This is a genomic window from Candidatus Korarchaeota archaeon NZ13-K, from assembly GCA_003344655.1.
Lineage (GTDB): Archaea > Korarchaeota > Korarchaeia > Korarchaeales > Korarchaeaceae > Korarchaeum.
This window is the reverse complement of sequence record MAIU01000006.1, coordinates 1-16024: the sequence shown is the minus strand read 5'-3', so window position 1 is coordinate 16024 and position 16024 is coordinate 1. Positions and strand designations below refer to the sequence as shown.

Here is a 16024-nt window from a genome sequence, read left to right as displayed (position 1 = left end):
CCCTGAGGTGAGGGAAATGGAGATAGCTCTCTCAAAGGGGGAGATGGAGCTCCTCGAGAGGTTGAGGCTGATCGGTGGGAGGGCGAGAGCGGAGGATCTGGGAATGGATAAGAGCAAGGTGATGGCCCTGGCGGAACTTCTCAAGGAGAAGGGACTTGTTGAGATCAGGGAGAGGAGGAGGAAGGTTCTCAGACTCACGGAGAGGGGTCTGAGGCATGCCAAGGAGGGCCTCCCGGAGGAGAAGCTGGTAGGGCTCCTCAAGGAGAGGGGAGGGAGGGCGAGGATAAGCGAGCTCCTACGCTCAATTGAGGAGAGCGAACTGAATGTGGCGATAGGTGAGGGGAGGAGGAAGGGAATAATCGACGTTGAGGGCTCAGATGGTGAGATCTCGCTGACCCTGGTCTCCGAGGAGGTTCCGGAGAGGACCATATTGAACGAGGTGGCCATGAGGGAGGTGGAGGAGACGGAGGTCGATGGGGGGCATCTGAGGAGCCTGATCAGGAGGGGGCTTGTTCGCGTGGAGGAGTGTGCGGAGACGGAGATCCTGCTAACGGAACTGGGGTTGAGTGCGGCATCAGGCAGGTTGAGAGTCGTTGAGGAGATCGGGAAGCTGAATAGAGATGTGATAGTGACGGGGGAGTGGAGGAGGAAGAGGCTCAAGGCCTACGATGTTAGGGCGAGGCCCCCCCTGACGTATCCCGGCAAGCCCCATCCCTACGTCCAGTTCCTCGAGGAGGTCAGGGAGATACTCATAGGCATGGGGTTCGTTGAGGTCAAGAGCCCGATAGTTGAGAGCGAGTTCTGGAACTTCGACGTCCTCTTTCAAGCCCAGGATCATCCAGCTAGGGAGGTGCATGACTCCTACAAGGTCGCCTACCCCAGGATGCCCGCGGACCTGTCCAAGTACGGTGATCTGGTGACTAGGATAGCCAAGACGCACGAGGACGGGTGGATAACAGGATCCAGGGGATGGGGATATGAGTGGAGCTTCGATATAGCGAGGAGGCTGATACTCAGATCCCAAACGACTGCCGCCTCAGCTAGATCCCTGGCTGGGGGGCTGGAGGTGCCCAGCAAGATATTCGCGATAGACAAGGTTTTTAGGCCGGAGGCGCCGGATAGGACGCATGCGGTTGAGTTCCACCAGTGCGAGGGTGTGGTGCTCGCTGAGGGGATGAACGTCAGGCACCTGATGGGATTTCTAGCTGAGTTCTCCAGGAATCTAGGGTTTAGGGAGGTGAGATTCAAGCCGGCCTACTTTCCCTTCACAGAGCCGAGCGTTGAGGCTTACGTCAAGCATGAGGGGCTCGGCTGGATCGAGATAGCGGGTTCTGGGCTCTTCAGGCCGGAGATGCTCATCCCCCTGGGCTACGATTACCCAAGGGTTCAGGCCCTGGCCTGGGGGATAGGCATCGGGAGGCTGGCCATGATCAGGCTGGGACTGGAGGACATAAGGGATCTACATTCCCAGAGTTTGGACTATCTGAGGAGAGCTCCGCTGGTTTGGTGATCGTCATGCCTGTGGTGAGCTTCAGTAGGAGCGAGTTGGAGAGGATCTGGAGGAGGATCGACGAGGAGGAGCTGATTGAACTCTTGGAGTTCACCAAGATAAACCTGGAGTCCTTCGGGGAGGAACTGGTGTTCGAGGTGACCTCCGATAGGATGGACTTGGTCACGCTGGAGGGGATAGTGAGGTGCCTGAAGGGGGTCTCCAACGAGGAGCTGGGCATCCCCAGATACCGGATGAGCAGGAAGGTATTCGATGTGAGGGTCGGAGATGGTGTAAAGAGAATAAGGCCTTATGTGGTGGCATCTCTCGTCAAAAACGTCGATTTAAGGACGGAGGAATCCCTCATAGCTCTCATAGAGGCCCAAGAGAAGATACACGACACCCTGGGCAGGAAGAGGAGGAGGGTAGCCATAGGCCTCCACGACTTCTCAAAGATAAGACCGCCGGTGATCTATGACGCCAGGAGGGCGGAGGAGGTTCGCTTCATTCCGCTCGGGGAGTACGCTGAGATGAGCGCCAGGGAGGTGCTGGAGCAGACTGAGAAGGGGAGGGCCTACTCGCACCTGATAGAGAATCCGGAGGGGCTGGTCCCCCTGATAATGGACTCGAGGGAGGAGGTCCTGAGCATGCCGCCCGTGATAAACTCCGAGCTGACGAGGCTGACCCCCGGGATCAGGGACGTGTTCATAGACGTAACGGGAACTGACCTGAAAGCTATACGGTACGCTCTTGAGGTGATCTCCTCGGCCCTGGCCGAGAGGGGAGGGGAGATTTGCACGCTGGAGGTTCATTATCCGGACGGCACTGAGATGGAGACCCCAAGGCATGCCCCCGATGAGATGGAGGTGGACCTTGACTTCGTGAGGAGCATAGTTGGATTGAACCTCTCGAGCGACGAGGTCCTGCTCCAGTTGAGGAGGGCCAGGTTGGACGCCGAGGGCTCGGAAGGCAAGATCAGGGTCTCGATCCCTGGCTACAGGGCGGACTTTCTGCATCCCGTTGACGTCGTAGAGGAAGTTTCAATAACGCTGGGGTTGAATAGGATAGGATATGAGCTTCCAAGGAACGTCATGACAGTGGGCAGGCCCCACCCAGTTGAGAGCATCTCAAGGAAGGTCAGGATCCTGATGGTAGGCCTGGGCTACCAAGAGGTGCTGAATTACGTGATGACGGGCAGGAACTCGCTGTTCCACCTGGTGGGAAGGGATGAGAGGCCTGTGGTTGAGGTAGAGAATCCTGTCTCGGAGAACTACAGCGTTCTCAGGGATTCCCTTTTCCCTGGACTGCTGATCTTCCTATCGAACAACACGCACGCGAGATACCCGCAGAAGGTGTTCGAGATAGGCGATGTAGTTCTGGTCGATGAGAGGGCGGAGACGAGGGCCAGGGATGAGAGGAGGGTGGCGGCGGCATACGCGGACGACTCAGTCGGATTTGAGGACGTGTACTCACACCTAAAGGTGCTGTCAGACAACCTCTCACTTGAGGTGGAGCTGGAACCGAGGAGCGAGAGGCCCTTCATCGAGGGGCGTTGCGCCAGCATCTTGGCCGGAGGGGAGGTGATAGGCGTGATAGGGGAGGTGGATCCGGAGGTGCTCCTGAGGCTCGGGGTGACCGTCCCTGTGGCTCTATTCGAGATGAGAATTTAGAGGAGCCCCAGTACCTTCTGAAGTAGGAGGCCGCAGCTGGCTATGTCCCTCATGCTGACGACCTCGCAGGGGCTGTGCATGTACCTCAGCGGGACCGAGACCAGAGCTGTCTTAACCCCTCCTCTAGCGACCTGGATGACCCAGGTATCCGTTCCAGCACCTCTGAAGTCGGTCTCGTACTGATAGGGTATCTTGTTCTCCTCGGCCGCCCTCTCTATGAGCCTCACCACCTCCGGATGATATATGGGACCCTTGGCTATCACGGGGCCCCTCCCCAGGCTGAGCTTGAGGTCCTCCGGCAGCAAGGGCTGCTTGGCGAAGGTCACGTCCACGGCCAAGGCTATCTCCGGCTTCAGTTTGTAGGACATCATCTCGGCCCCCCTGAGGCCGACCTCCTCCTGAACTGTGGCCGTGAAGTGAACTTCCGCGTTGAGGTTCTCCCTGGTCTCCCAGCAGAGCCTCATGGAGTGGATCATCGATGATAGTCCGGCGGCATTGTCGAGTCCCGGAGAGGAGAAGAACTCCTCTCCCAACACTATTGGCTCATAATCCGGCAAACCGTACGTGCCAGGCTTTATCCCCATCTTCTCCACCTCTTCCCTACTGCTGGCCCCAACATCTATCACCAAATCCTTGATCTCAATCTTCTTCTCCTCCAACTCCTTGTAGACCTTCAGCAGGTGGGTTGGCACTGGTCCTATAACTCCCCTGACGATCCCGGTCTCGGTCAGTAACCTCACACGAGACCCGTAGAGGACCCTGGGATCCCATCCGATGCCATCGAACCTGAGGTAGCCGTCCTCGGTCACCTCCTTCACCATTATGCCTATCTGATCGACATGGGCTGCCACCATGACGCGCGGCTTCCCCCCAGGATTGATTATCCCCTCGACGTTTCCCCAGGGATCTATCCTCACCACATCACAGTAGGGCTCAAAAATCCTAGAGATCTCCGGAGCGAACATCGCTTCTCTCCCAGTGACCCTCGCCAGGGAGCTCAGCTTGATGAGGAGCTCCCTGATCTCCCTAAGAGGCTCCTCCAAGGGAATCACCCGGTCGGTCAGTTCGGGCATAATAATAATTAAGTGAGCCCGCCCGCTGATCGGGATGTCCTTCAGGATAAGCGATGTCAGGGCCAGGGAGGTGCTCGATTCCAGGGGGAACCCGACGGTCGAGGTCACCGTCAGACTGGAGGGTGGGGGCGTCGGAAGGTTCTCAACGCCCTCGGGGGCCTCCAGGGGGAAGAGGGAGGCCCTGGAGCTGAGGGACGGGGGGAAGTGGCTCAAGGGAATGGGCGTGATGAGGGCCGTGAGGAACGTCAATGAGATAATAAGGCAGTCCCTGATAGGCGTGGATGCGTCCCTTCAGTCCCTCGTGGACGATATACTCATTCAGCTAGACGGGACACCTGACAAGTCCAGACTGGGGGCCAACGCGATACTGGGCGTCTCAGTGGCCTCAGCTAAGGCGGTGGCTAACCAGCTGGGGCTTCCCCTCTACAGGTACCTGGGAGGGACCCTCGCCGGCGTCCTCCCGGTACCCCTGATGAATGTCATAAACGGGGGGAAGCATGCTGGCAATGAACTAGCGATACAGGAGTTCATGATAGCTCCTGTCAATTTCAGGAGCTTCAGGGAGGCCCTGTTCGCTGGAGTGAGCATATACATGGAGCTCAGGGATCTCCTGAGGGAGAGGTATGGGAGATCCGCCGTGAACCTTGGGGATGAGGGTGGCTTCGCCCCCCCTATGAGGAGAGTGGAGGAGGCCTTGGAGGCCCTGGTGAGCGCTGTGGAAAGAGCTGGCTACGATGGAGACGTGAAGCTGGTCCTGGACTGCGCGGCCGGCAATTTCTACATGAACGGCCTTTATGAGCTGGATGGCAGGTCAATGGAGAAGGAGGAGCTCACCTCCTTCTACGAGGACATCCTGGGAAGGTACCCGATAATGGGTCTGGAGGATCCGTTTCACGAGGATGACCTCGACTCCCTATCGGAGCTGACCAGGAGGTTCGGGGACAGGATCCTGCTCATAGGGGACGACTTCTTCGTCTCCAATGAGAGGTACCTGAGGAGGGGCATCGAGGCCGGCGCCGGAAATGCGATGATCCTGAAGGTGAACCAGGTGGGGACCCTGACTGAAGCCATGAGGACCGCGGCGCTCGCCTTCAAGCACGGGTACAGGGTGATAGTCAGCCACAGATCTGGTGAGACGACGGACACTTTCATCTCGGATCTCTCGGTCGCACTGAACTGCGGTTATGTGAAATCCGGAGCGCCGGCCAGGGGAGAAAGAGTGGCCAAGTACAACAGGCTGCTTGAGATAGAGGAGGAGCTAGGTCCCACGGCCAGGTTTCACTCCCCTGATCAGGTGGGCTAGGAAGAACTCCTCCTTCCTCATCTCCTTGTATATCTCGCTCAGAACCCATCTGTCCAGAAGAGGGAGCTCCTTATCCGTCAATATCCTAAATTTGGCCCTCCCCCTCAGCAGGGATGGCATCTTGCTGCCGCTGAGCAGGTCGTTGAGCAAGAGAGTAGCTTCGCTATATCTCCTCCTCCTGTACACGTACCACCTATCTCCCTCAATGAATGGACCACCGAAGCTATCCTCCGATCCCACGTAAGTACTTAGGAAGTTCATCTCCTCACCCGACCCAACAGGTGGACCTTGCCTCTTTTCGAGGGCAGGTAGGGTGAGGCTATATAGCTCGGCAGCCACCACTATGGATGAACGCTCATCCGTCCATCCGGAGACCCATATGGGACTGAATCCGTTCCTCTCAAGTTCATCTCCCAGTAGCCTCGCCAATCTCTTGGCTTGCGACCATAAGAGCTCCCTGCTTAGGTCCTCCAGTCCCCTAAGCTCCGCAACCAGGAGCCTGGTCCTCCTCAGGGAGAGCTCGCCCTCGAGATGCTGGAGGGGGCATCTACCCGCATCGCCCCTGAGCCCCCTGGTGAAGAACTCAAGATCGGGATCGCTCAGGAAGGACCTAGAGGCCACCTTGAACCTATTGAACTGGGTTTCGGTCAGCGCGGCTGCGGCGTTCCTCCTAGGATCGACGGGGTCTATGACGATCAGCGGTCCGTTGAAGGATGAGAGAGCATACTCCTCGTTGAGATGCCCCTCTATGTCGATGTAAACCCTAGGTCCCCATTTGACGGCCGACTCCAGCAGATTCAGGAAGCTACCGTAGTATATTATCAGGAGCTCGCAGAGGTATCCGCTGAAACCACCGACCCTCTCCTCAGCCCCGTAAGCCCCTATGGATTTCAAGAAGGCCTTAAGGAGCCTCACCTCCGTTGGGGATCTGAGCCTGGATCCGACGTAGGAGTTGTGCAGGGGGGTTCTGTCGACGGCGCTTATCACCCTTTCGCCGGGAGATATGCGATAGGCTGGGACTAGATCCACCTCGAAGCCTTTATAACTCACCTTAACGTAAGGATGCTCCGCGTAGTTCTGCTCATAATCTCCGAATGATTCCCTGGCTATCTCAACTATCAGGCTCCCCAGGACCTCTTTATCACCGATCTCCCTCGGAAAGAGCACAAAGACATCAAGTTCACGGTTGTTGGGAAGCCAAGTGTCCCTGACGGCTGAGCCAACAGGCACCACCTGTGCGTCGAGCCCCAGCCTTCTGACGGATCCCTCAACCCTCTCCAAGACCTCCTTCAGAGTCCCCTCTAGGAGAGACCTCTCCTCATCGGAGGGGGAGACCAGCAGCCTGGCTCTCTCAAGCACCTCCTCAAGCCTACTCGATGTTCGCGTGTCTCCTCGCAAGATCCTCCTCACTCTTCCCCATCAGCTCCACTATCTCCGCTATTAGCGCATCCAAGTATATCATCGCGCTGAGTTCAAAGAGCGTCCCGAGAGGTGTGAGCGGCTCATGTATCCCGAGTATCTGCCTCGTGAAGTAGTCTCTGCTCTCCTCCTCCGGTAGGATCCTGCCACCGATCTTAACTACGAAGTCCGCCAGCTTCCCCAGGCTCGAGTTGGGGTAGCTCGTGATCGCGATAACGTAAGCTCCAACGCTCTTGGCGACCTGAGCGGCCGTCACCGGAAACTTCGTCTCACCCGAGCCGCTCACCGCTATGAGGAGATCCCCCTTCTTCATGGATGGGGTCACCGTCTCGCCAACCACGTAGACCTGAAAGCCCACATGGAGGAGCCTCATCGCGAAGGCCTTCGCCACTAGGCCAGATCTGCCGGCTCCCACGACGAATATCTTGCCCTCCCCCATCGTCCTGAAGAGCGCCTTTATGAACATGCTCGCCGATTCCTCGTCAACTGACGACAGATTCTCCCTGACCACCTCTATCAACTTGCTAATCTTATCATTTATGGGCGTGCCCTATCACCCACCCTCGCCCGGCCAGATAACAAAATAACCTTTACCTGCCCCCAGAGCCTGTATGGATGAAGGGAGCGAGGGCCCCGCATCCAAGATGCTGGGAAAATTGATAGGTCTGATTCGGAGTATGGACGATTACCTTCATTCTCTACTCGATCTGGAGGACCTTAAGGAGATATCTAGGAGGTACGTCGTGACGAACAGTTTCGATAGCGTGCTAATGATTCTGGGGGTGATAGTGGGGAGCTACTCAACGGGGGTCTCGGAGCCCTCCGTAATCGTGGGGCTCATAAGCGCGGGAGCCCTATCCATCCTGCTATCCGGGTTCATTGGGACCTACATCTCGGAGAGGGCTGAGAGGGAGCTCAGGATAAGGGAACTGGAGAGAGCCGTTCTGATGGAGCTAGATGAAACCTTGATAGGTAAACTTGAGAGGGGGAAGGCCTTCATCATAGCCTTCATGAGCGGTGGAGTACCATCCCTCGTCGTGATGCTCCTCTCAATCCCATTCCAGCTCTGCAGGTATGGTTTCCTCAACATCGAGCATTCCTATCTCTCATCCGTGGCCGAGGCCCTGATCCTCCTATCTGTAATGGGAGCTTACCTCGGATCCCTCTCCGGGGGAAGTAAGCTGGCTTACGCATTGACCACTCTGGGGGCCGGGATTCTCTTGGTGGTGGTGGCGACTTGGCTGGGAGTGGCATAACAGCGCTCAGGCTCGCCTACCTGGGGTGGAGTTACCACGGTGTGGTCAGGCAGAGGGGAGTGCCCACGGTCGAGTCCGCGCTGGCTGAGGCCCTGGCCGAGCAAGGGATAACGGTGAGGCTGAGGTTCACCTCAAGGACGGACAGGGGGGTCTCGGCTCTGGATAACGTGGCCTTCTACAGGGGACCGCCCCCCAACGCATCCCTCCTCAACGCGAGGCTCCCCATGGATCTGGCCGTCTGGGCAGTCGCAAGCTCGGAGAGGGTCCCCAAGCCCACCATGAGGGTCTATTTATACGCGGTTCCCTTCAAGCTGGACAGGGTCCACGAGCTCCTCGAGACGCTTGGGCCCGATCAGACCGGGGCAGTTTCCGCTAGGAGGCTGGAGGTCGAGACTGGGGACAACTTCACGTACATCAAGGTTTACGGGAGGTCCTTCGGGAGGAACGAGGTAAGGAGGCTGGTTGGCAGGCTGATCGAGCTCTCGACGGGGAGGAGGATGGGGCTGGCCCCTCCCGAAGGCCTGATCCTGCTGAGAACAGTCACAGACCTTGAATGGAAGGAGGTATCTAGGAGGAAGCTCTTTCTCATGAGAAAAATTATCGAGAGAAGTATCTGGAGGCTGGAGGCGATGAGGGTTCTTCATCGTACGTTAGGGGCTACCTCTTTGTAGCTATTATGGTCCTGGTCTCCGGGACGTACCACCTCACCTTATCCCTGAACCACTTCCAGAACCTGGTGAACGAGTCCATGCTATCCGACTCCAGTATCATGACGCCGTTGTACTCAGTTCCCCAGGCGTGATCGTAAACTCCTATGAGCCTCACCTCCGGTGGCCACTCCCTCATCAGGTCCTCCCACTGCATCCTGGCCCTCTCCTCCTCATCCCTGCTCAACTCCTTGAGCTTGTACAGCACGATGTAGATGTAGCTGGGCATGCGAGCACCTCCAGGGGCTGGACGGGGGGAATTTATAAAAATATCTTTGATGCTTCCATCGGAGAGGCAAGAAATTTTATTCCAGTTCGATCGTCCTAACAGGCTTTCCCTCAGGGGCAGGGGATCGCAGACCAGATCACCCTATCCGAGTTGTGGAAATGCGCTCTCCTCAAGTCCCCGAGCCCGCGGCGCGCGATCTCTCGAACTCCCTGATCATCACCTGCCTCCCCACTCCAGCGCTCACGTAGTCCCACCAGGGTGTCTCCCTCTCACCGTAAACGATTTTACCAACATCTATGCCCAGCTCCCTGGCCAGGCCCTCGTACACGCTCCTATTGAAGGGTCTCCTGAACGCCCTCCTCAGGAGGTCTCCTATCTCGAAGCCTCCTAGGGATAGGATGGCCTGAACGTACGCCCTCCCGTAATGCGAGACATTGAGCTCCCCACGGAAGTTTCTCTTGAATAGGGAAACCCTCCTCCTGAACTCCCCCTCCCCGAGCAAGGGAGCCCTCTCGAAGGGCGTCCCAGCCTTTGGGACGAATAGGCTGAGGGAGACCTTGCAGCTCATCATCCGATTGACCCTCCTAGCCAGTTCAGCTGATTCAATCACGTCGCTCTCACGCTCGAAGGGGAGGCCTACCATGAAGTAGAGCTTCACACGCTTGAAGCCGAGATCCCTCGCTTCCTCCACGGCCCTCAGCACATCATCATTTTCCATCCTCTTGTTGATGACCTCCTTCATCCTATCGCTTCCGGTCTCGGGAGCCAGGGTTATCATCCTCTCCCCGGTCTCCCTGATCAGGTCAAGCAACTCCCTATCCACCTGATCGGCCCTGAGGGAGGGCAGGCTCACCCTGAGCCCCCTGCCTGCGGCCTCCCCGAGAACCTCCTTCAGGGCCTTGGAGGAGGCGGCATCTGATCCTATGATGTAGACCTCCCTGAACCCCTGCTCCTGGGCCGAGTCAAGGGCCTCGATGAGCTGAGCTGTTCTCATGTCCACGCGGGGTCTCCAGTGCCATCCTATCCCGCAGAACCTGCAACCCCAGTTGCACCCCCTCGAGATCTCCAAGAGGAACTTGTTGGTGACTCGACCTCCCTCCAAGACCCTCAGCTGATTGTACAGCGGCCGGATCTCGGGGGACCTGTTGAGCCTCACCCTATTCCTCCGCTCGTAGAGGAAGAGGGAGGGGTGGGATACTCCCTCAGGGCCATGCTCCTTCAGCATAACTAGGATCTCCTCGACAAGTCCCTCAGCGTCCCCCATGCCGACGGCCCAGACCAATGGACTCATGGGGAGCGGATTGAAGCTGACAGCAGGTCCTCCAATGATCACGGGCTTTCTAATACCATTCAACATCCTCAGGATGACTGGATACTGACCCTCGAAGTGAAGCGTCGCCAATATGACGTCGAAATCCTCCAGAGGTCTTCCACTCTCGACGGAGCCCCTGATGTCCGTCACGAACCTCTCGGCCATGAGACCATCCACGGAGTTCATCATGAAGTAGAGCATCTGATGACCGAGCGAGCTGACTGCCACCTTGTAGGGTCCCGGGTATATAAGGGCCGCTCTGAGCTCGAAGGATCTGGGATCCCTGTGGTAAAGCCCGCCCTCCTCAACGGGCATGTTTACCTCCCGCATGGGCCGGGGGGGAATCGAACCCCCGACCTCCGCCTCGTAAGGGCGGCGTCATGGCCTCTAGACCACCGGCCCTGGCGCCGGGGGAGGGATTTGAACCCTCGCGGCCCAATGGGCCACTGGCTTAGCAGGCCAGCCCCCTACCGAGCTAGGGCACCCCGGCTCCCCTACTAGGGAGGAGGAGGATTTAAAAAGTTGCCCCCCGCAGCTCACCGAGCTCATCCGAGTGGATGGCCGAGAGACCCGCGCCCGGGAGATGGGGCCCCAGTCTGGGTATGAGACCCCTCGCCTGTGTGCCGGGCTTGCACACGAGCATGAATGAAAGGAACGATGTTCTAGTCAAGGACACGTCCCTAGAGTGCCCCGTCTTAATCAGAGCCCTCCTCACCTGCTTTGGGGTCGCTCCAACTATGAAGAGTATGTCCCTTCCCCTCCTGACCAAGCTCCTTATGGTTTGAACCTGTCTGGGAGATATCGAGACGTATATCCCCTTCTCATCACGCTTCATCAGGGATAGCTCCATGGAAAGACCGTCTATCAGGCCGTAGAGCTTGGCTATTCTCCTGAGGGGGAGCCTCCTTCCATCCACCCATTGCCTCCTCACCTCATAGAGAGGATAGAGTCCATCTTTTTTATCTAAAAATGCCTTAAAATAAATTCCATAACCATATTTCCCGAGATCTGTGATGAATCCTTTGAAGAGCTCCCCGGTCTTAACGTCAGCGGCCCTCTTCAGCCTCCCGTAAACCCTGCAGAGCAGGTTCTCAGCGATCCCCTCATCCTTCCCACTCACCCTTACCCTCACCCAGCCGTCCTCCTCAATGTCCAGATCCAGTGAGTCTATCTCCATACCGCTCAACCTGTGCATGATCTCCCATCCGAGCTCCTCCAAGAAAGGATCCGCCCTGATTCCTTTCAAGAGCCTTTCCTGGATGAAGAAATCCCTTGTCAATTCTATCATCCTTCTTCCAAAGCTCTTATGGCATCGTCTATCAGCCTCACCATGGAGTCTATCAGATCCGCCACCTTCTCCCTGTTCACTGGCTCCAGCATCGCCCCGCACACGGGGCACGTGGGAGATCCCTCAGTCATGCTCCTGAGGACCTCATCGAAGCTCAGCCTGGCGTGAGATGGATCGGCTGCGCAAACATAGTACTCACCGGAGAGCTCCTCCTCCTTCCTCCTGATCAGTTCACTCTTCGTCCTCATCAGCCTCCTTATCAGGAAGGATCTAGCGACGTCCTTGTTTATCCTCCAGAAAGATAGATAGTTCCCGTTACCGTCTTCCTTCGCTCCGAGCTGAACGACCAGGTTAGAGTCCTGCATCTGATATAGCATCACCCTCAGGTTCGTCACGGAGAGTTTCAGTATCTCCTGCATCTCCCCCTCCTCTATCACGCCTTCCTTCGCTTCCTCCACGATTCTCCTGGCTAGTTCCAAGTCCTTGGTTATCACGGCCAACGCTAGGACTATCAGCTCATCGTCCACCATATCCATCATCCGAGCCTCAAAGTTTATTTAGGAGGATACCCCCCTCATCAGGGCCCCGGTAGCTCAGCCCGGTCGGAGCGGCCGCCTCGTAAGCGGCAGGTCGCGGGTTCGAATCCCGCCCGGGGCTCCACTGAATACTATTCGCAGTGAAATCAAATAAGCTTTTCCATCCGGGTGCCGTCCCATGTGTTCATGAATGGACGATTGGGACGCTCAGGGCAATGGCCGCGGAGGACCCTCACCTCGCTGGTGTCGCCTCATTTCAGGATCCTCCGATAAAAGCTCCACTTCACCCGATGGGGCCGCCGGGATTTGAACCCGGGACCTCCGGCTCCCAAGGCCGGCATCCTACCCAGCTAGACCACGGCCCAGGTTCAACCGTTCCCTCAATAAATAAAGATTACTGGATCTCCTCGATACCGTCCAGCACCCTCCTTAGCTCATCGTAGGTGTTGGAGAGGGCCTCGCTGATTACCTTGGTATTGCCCAGTATTGGCATGAAGTTCGCGTCCCCAACCCACCTAGGGACGACGTGTATGTGTATATGCCCCTCGAAACCGGCGCCGGCAGCCTTACCGATGTTCATGCCTATGTTGAATCCATCCGGGCTCATCGCCCTCTTAAGCACCCTCACCGAGAGCTTAAGGAGTTCCATAATATCCGCGGTCTCCTCCTCATCAAGCTCATCCAAGTTGGCCACGTGCCTGTAGGGGGCCACCATGAGATGTCCCGGGTTGTAGGGGTACTTGTTGAGCATGATGAACGAGAACTTGGATCTGTAGAGTATCAGGTTGTCCCTATCCCTTTCCCTTCCCTCCCTGGGGAGCGTGCAGAAGATGCACTCCTTCTCCCCCTCACTGGCCAGCAGTTTTATGTAAGGCATCCTCCAGACGGCCCAAAGTCTCCTCAGGCTCAAATCCTACCCTCCTTCAGCCTTATTATGGCCTCCGCCAGATCCCCACCTGTCTCCATGAGGGCCCTCCTCGCGGTCTCCGGATCCACTCCGGCCTGCGAAGCCACCAGGCTGACGTCCTCATCGGAGGGTGAGTAAGGCTGCCCCGCGGCGCCCAGCCTCTCGGACCTTCCCATCACCTGATATATCTCCTCGCCTCCCACCCTCATCAGGGAGACCTGAGGATCCCTTATCACTATAGAATCCCCTGAAACGAGCTTTATCAGAACCTCTGCGGCCTCTATGCTCTCAACTTGGATCCCCATGCTCTTCATCATCCTATCCAAGTCCCTTGGCTTTATCCTCCTCATCGGGCCAGCTGACCCAAAGGTTAATCTAAAGCTTTCCTATTGTCACCCGGGAGTTGGTGGGTTTGTCAGGGGAGCTCTATGTGTGCGAGCTCTGCGGGGGGACCTTCTACGGGAAGCCCGTCGTGGTCGACTTGGACGGATATAAGGCATCCTTGTGCGCTGGATGCGCGAAGAAGGTGAGGAGGGGTAAGAAGAACGAGGAGAGAACCCCGGAACCTCAGGTGGAGGTGAGGACGGCTCGCGTCAAGCAGCCCAAGGGCCCCCCCAAGGAGGCCCCTCCCCCGAGGAGAGGGAGAAGGGAGGGGGAGATCGAGCTAGTGGAGGATTACGGTAAGAGGATAAGGGAAGCTAGGGAATCGCTGGGACTATCCATAGAGCAGGTCGCCGCCTCCCTTAACATAAAAGCATCCCTCCTCAGGAACATAGAATCCGAAAAAGTAGTCCCGAGCTATGAGCTGGCTAGGAACATAGAGAAACTTCTAGAAGTGTCTATAGTGCAGAGGAGTCCCGAGAGGGTGGAGGTGACCAGCTCAGCGCCGCAGCTGACCCACAGGGGAATCACTCTCGGGGAAATAGTGGAGGTGAAGGATAAGAGGAGGAAGGGAGAGGATGCCCACTAACCTCCCACCCGAAGCCCAGGCCAAGTGGGAGGAGTACTCCAAGGCTAAAACGCCGGAGGAGAAGTTGCAGAAGCTCAGGGAGTTCTACTCGCTGATACCAAAGCACAAGGGAACGGAGAAGATGGAGAAGTTCATCAAGAGGAGGATGGCAGAACTGAAAGAGGAGATAGAGAGGAAGAGATACGCTAAGAAGTCCAAGGGAGTCTCTTTGATGGTTGAGAAGAGGGGGGCAGCCCAGATGGTGCTGGTGGGATTCACTAACTCAGGTAGGAGCACCCTGCTGGCGAGGCTGACGAACGCCAGGCCCGAGATATCCCCAAAACCCTTCACAACGATGAGGCCGGTTGAGGGGATGATGGACTTCCGGGGGGCTCAGGTCCAGGTGGTTGAGGCGCCTCCCCTGATACCGGAGGCGCAGGGCGGTCCCACTAATCTAGCTATTGCTCTGGCGAAGAACTCAGATGTGCTGGGGATAACTGTCAGCTCGGTGGAGGATCCGATCGGATCCCTGGAGACGATATTCGGCTTCTTGGAGTCCAGGGAGATATCCTTCGAGAGGCCGGCCGGTAGGGTCAGGATAAAGAGGAGCAGGGCGGCGCCCGCACTCATAATAATAAACAAGGGGAGGCTGGTTGACTGCTCCGAGAGGGAGGTCAGGGAGTTGCTCCTACAGTTCGGGATAGACAGGGCCTGGGTCGAGATAGAGGGTTCAGTCACGATGGATGATGTTGAGGAGGCGATATTCGGGGAGAAAAGCTACAAACCAGCGATAATATTCCTCACGAAATCCGATATGCTGGAGGATCCTAGCGTAGTCGATGAGGTGAGGAGGAGGTATGAGAGTAAGGTGATCGGGGTCGTGGCATCGCCTACGCAACTCCCGTCGAGGGATGAGCTGGGTGAGATGATACTCAGGGAGCTGGGACTCATAAGGGTGTTCACGAAATCCAAGAACGAGAGACTCCCGTCGGAGAGGGCGGTCATACTCCCAAGGAACTCCAGCGTCATCGATTTGGCGGAGTTCATACATGAATCCTTCAAGGAGAGGTTCAGGTACGCCAAGGTGTGGTCCGGAAGGCTCCCCTACTCGCCCATGAAGGTGGGACCGGATTTCCTGCTCGAGGACGGGGATGTTGTGGAGATAGTGGTGAGCTGAATGTCTGACGTTGAATTGGAGAAGAGGATCGTGGCTAGGGAGGCCTTGAAGCTCGTAGAAGGGGTTGAGGTCCTCGGGTTGGGATCCGGCTCCACGGTGGCCGTCTTCGTCGAGGAGCTTGCCAGATCGGATCACGCTGGGAGGCTCTTGGTGATCCCCTCCTCGAGTCAGATAGAGAGGGTGGCCAGGGGGATGGGCCTCAGGGTCGTGCATCCCGATGAGGGGAGGCCGGAGCTTACCGTGGACGGCGCGGATGAGGTGGATGGGGAGCTGAACCTCCTGAAGGGAGGGGGAGGGGCCCTGCTCAGGGAGAAGATACTCGCCCTCCACAGCGAGGTGTACGTCGTCATAGCGGACCACACGAAGCTAGTAGAGAGACTTTGCTCGAGGAGACCCCTTCCGGTGGAGGTCCTCCCCTACGGGGTCTCTTGGACCATCGATAGACTGACGAAGGAGATGGGCTGCGACGCCGAGCTGAGGATGGCGGGAGGTTCGCGCTTCGTCACGGACAACGGCAACCTGATCGTCGACCTCAGGTGCCCCCCTCTGGATGATCCCGCGTCCGTGGAGAGGAGGATCAAGCTCATACCGGGCGTGATGGAGGTCGGGATATTCAGCAACCTGGCCGATTGCGTTCTCATCACGATAGGCGCGGAGGTGAGGAGGCTGGGCGACTGCCATTTTTAAAAGGGTGACCCGTGTGATGATC

The 16024-nt window shown here is 57.3% G+C and carries 17 protein-coding genes and 4 tRNA genes; 9 read left to right on the top strand and 12 right to left on the bottom strand.

All coding sequences use genetic code 11. The features are described 5' to 3' along the window. The first annotated feature begins 7 nt into the window (after positions 1-7). Positions 8-1510 carry a phenylalanine--tRNA ligase subunit alpha gene (locus BA066_01760; GenBank protein RDD53951.1) on the top strand — a complete coding sequence of 501 codons (1503 nt, stop codon included), beginning with the start codon at positions 8-10 and terminating at the stop codon, positions 1508-1510. Further along, positions 1504-3159: a phenylalanine--tRNA ligase subunit beta gene (locus BA066_01755; GenBank protein ID RDD53950.1), complete on the top strand. Its 1656-nt coding sequence runs from the start codon at positions 1504-1506 to the stop codon at positions 3157-3159. Before BA066_01760 ends, BA066_01755 begins: the two co-directional genes overlap by 7 nt. On the opposite strand, the gene BA066_01750 is transcribed toward BA066_01755, so the two are convergent. Then, positions 3156-4232: a M42 family peptidase gene (locus BA066_01750; protein RDD53949.1), complete on the bottom strand. Its 1077-nt coding sequence runs from the start codon at positions 4230-4232 to the stop codon at positions 3156-3158. The two genes, BA066_01755 and BA066_01750, sit on opposite strands and share 4 nt — an antisense overlap. A gap of 34 nt (positions 4233-4266) precedes the next feature. On the opposite strand from BA066_01750, the gene BA066_01745 reads away from it, so the two are divergent. Next, positions 4267-5535 (top strand): phosphopyruvate hydratase, encoded by a 1269-nt coding sequence (locus tag BA066_01745; GenBank protein ID RDD53948.1) that lies wholly within the window; start codon positions 4267-4269, stop codon positions 5533-5535. On the opposite strand, the gene BA066_01740 is transcribed toward BA066_01745, so the two are convergent. After that, positions 5491-6945 carry a CCA tRNA nucleotidyltransferase gene (locus BA066_01740; protein RDD53947.1) on the bottom strand — a complete coding sequence of 485 codons (1455 nt, stop codon included), beginning with the start codon at positions 6943-6945 and terminating at the stop codon, positions 5491-5493. The two genes, BA066_01745 and BA066_01740, sit on opposite strands and share 45 nt — an antisense overlap. Further along, a complete protein-coding gene (gene hxlB, locus BA066_01735) occupies positions 6905-7495 on the bottom strand; it encodes a 6-phospho-3-hexuloisomerase (protein RDD53946.1) in 591 nt (196 codons plus the stop codon). The genes BA066_01740 and hxlB overlap by 41 nt, the downstream gene beginning before the upstream one ends. Before the next feature lie 70 nt (positions 7496-7565). Here hxlB and BA066_01730 point away from each other — a divergent pair, with 70 nt between their 5' ends. Both BA066_01730 and BA066_01725 read left to right on the top strand, forming a co-directional pair. Continuing rightward, positions 7566-8210, top strand: a complete 645-nt coding sequence (locus tag BA066_01730) for a hypothetical protein (protein ID RDD53945.1) — start codon at positions 7566-7568, stop codon at positions 8208-8210. After that, entirely contained in the window at positions 8192-8881 is a 690-nt protein-coding gene (locus tag BA066_01725) for a hypothetical protein (protein ID RDD53944.1), read from the top strand. Before BA066_01730 ends, BA066_01725 begins: the two co-directional genes overlap by 19 nt. On the opposite strand, the gene BA066_01720 is transcribed toward BA066_01725, so the two are convergent. The 6 genes from BA066_01720 to BA066_01695 all read right to left on the bottom strand — a co-directional run bounded on the left by BA066_01720 (position 8868) and on the right by BA066_01695 (position 12285). After that, positions 8868-9146 (bottom strand): hypothetical protein, encoded by a 279-nt coding sequence (locus BA066_01720; protein ID RDD53943.1) that lies wholly within the window; start codon positions 9144-9146, stop codon positions 8868-8870. The genes BA066_01725 and BA066_01720 overlap by 14 nt on opposite strands. Positions 9147-9315: 169 nt before the next feature. Continuing rightward, positions 9316-10788 carry a radical SAM protein gene (locus BA066_01715; protein ID RDD53942.1) on the bottom strand — a complete coding sequence of 491 codons (1473 nt, stop codon included), beginning with the start codon at positions 10786-10788 and terminating at the stop codon, positions 9316-9318. Next, positions 10788-10860 (bottom strand) — tRNA-Val (locus BA066_01710). Before BA066_01710 ends, BA066_01715 begins: the two co-directional genes overlap by 1 nt. Continuing rightward, a tRNA-Ser gene (locus tag BA066_01705) sits at positions 10861-10948 on the bottom strand. 24 nt (positions 10949-10972) lie between these two features. Continuing rightward, a complete protein-coding gene (locus BA066_01700) occupies positions 10973-11746 on the bottom strand; it encodes a DUF2110 family protein (protein RDD53941.1) in 774 nt (257 codons plus the stop codon). Next, positions 11743-12285: a hypothetical protein gene (locus tag BA066_01695; protein RDD53940.1), complete on the bottom strand. Its 543-nt coding sequence runs from the start codon at positions 12283-12285 to the stop codon at positions 11743-11745. The genes BA066_01700 and BA066_01695 overlap by 4 nt, the downstream gene beginning before the upstream one ends. Before the next feature lie 43 nt (positions 12286-12328). On the opposite strand from BA066_01695, the gene BA066_01690 reads away from it, so the two are divergent. Beyond that, positions 12329-12406, top strand: a tRNA-Thr gene (locus BA066_01690). A 167-nt stretch (positions 12407-12573) separates the two neighbouring features. On the opposite strand, the gene BA066_01685 is transcribed toward BA066_01690, so the two are convergent. The 3 genes from BA066_01685 to nac all read right to left on the bottom strand — a co-directional run bounded on the left by BA066_01685 (position 12574) and on the right by nac (position 13539). Beyond that, positions 12574-12647, bottom strand: a tRNA-Pro gene (locus BA066_01685). A 29-nt stretch (positions 12648-12676) separates the two neighbouring features. Beyond that, positions 12677-13186, bottom strand: a complete 510-nt coding sequence (locus BA066_01680; protein RDD53970.1) for an HIT domain-containing protein — start codon at positions 13184-13186, stop codon at positions 12677-12679. A gap of 2 nt (positions 13187-13188) precedes the next feature. Then, complete coding sequence (gene nac / locus BA066_01675; protein RDD53939.1) at positions 13189-13539, bottom strand: nascent polypeptide-associated complex protein; 351 nt, start codon at positions 13537-13539, stop codon at positions 13189-13191. Between the two features lie 38 nt (positions 13540-13577). Between nac and BA066_01670 the strand changes: the two genes are divergently transcribed. The 3 genes from BA066_01670 to BA066_01660 are packed head-to-tail and all read left to right on the top strand — an operon-like array spanning position 13578 to position 16002. Continuing rightward, positions 13578-14159, top strand: coding sequence for a TIGR00270 family protein (locus BA066_01670; GenBank protein RDD53938.1), 582 nt, complete (start codon positions 13578-13580; stop codon positions 14157-14159). Continuing rightward, the gene (locus BA066_01665; protein RDD53937.1) at positions 14149-15315 is read left to right on the top strand and encodes a TGS domain-containing protein; all 1167 of its coding nucleotides are present in this window, start codon (positions 14149-14151) and stop codon (positions 15313-15315) included. Before BA066_01670 ends, BA066_01665 begins: the two co-directional genes overlap by 11 nt. Beyond that, positions 15316-16002 (top strand): ribose-5-phosphate isomerase RpiA, encoded by a 687-nt coding sequence (locus tag BA066_01660; GenBank protein ID RDD53936.1) that lies wholly within the window; start codon positions 15316-15318, stop codon positions 16000-16002. Positions 16003-16024 lie beyond the last annotated feature (22 nt).

What these genes read in the sequence shown, in the direction of transcription:
- BA066_01750 (RDD53949.1), bottom strand. Translation starts at nt 4,232, where the DNA reads ATGCCCGAACTGACCGACCGGGTGATTCCCTTGGAGGAGCCTCTTAGG.
- BA066_01745 (RDD53948.1), top strand. Translation starts at nt 4,267, where the DNA reads ATGTCCTTCAGGATAAGCGATGTCAGGGCCAGGGAGGTGCTCGATTCC.
- BA066_01730 (RDD53945.1), top strand. Translation starts at nt 7,566, where the DNA reads ATGGATGAAGGGAGCGAGGGCCCCGCATCCAAGATGCTGGGAAAATTG.
- BA066_01720 (RDD53943.1), bottom strand. Translation starts at nt 9,146, where the DNA reads ATGCCCAGCTACATCTACATCGTGCTGTACAAGCTCAAGGAGTTGAGC.
- BA066_01715 (RDD53942.1), bottom strand. Translation starts at nt 10,788, where the DNA reads ATGCGGGAGGTAAACATGCCCGTTGAGGAGGGCGGGCTTTACCACAGG.
- BA066_01700 (RDD53941.1), bottom strand. Translation starts at nt 11,746, where the DNA reads ATGATAGAATTGACAAGGGATTTCTTCATCCAGGAAAGGCTCTTGAAA.
- BA066_01695 (RDD53940.1), bottom strand. Translation starts at nt 12,285, where the DNA reads ATGATGGATATGGTGGACGATGAGCTGATAGTCCTAGCGTTGGCCGTG.
- nac (RDD53939.1), bottom strand. Translation starts at nt 13,539, where the DNA reads ATGAGGAGGATAAAGCCAAGGGACTTGGATAGGATGATGAAGAGCATG.
- BA066_01665 (RDD53937.1), top strand. Translation starts at nt 14,149, where the DNA reads ATGCCCACTAACCTCCCACCCGAAGCCCAGGCCAAGTGGGAGGAGTAC.
- BA066_01660 (RDD53936.1), top strand. Translation starts at nt 15,316, where the DNA reads ATGTCTGACGTTGAATTGGAGAAGAGGATCGTGGCTAGGGAGGCCTTG.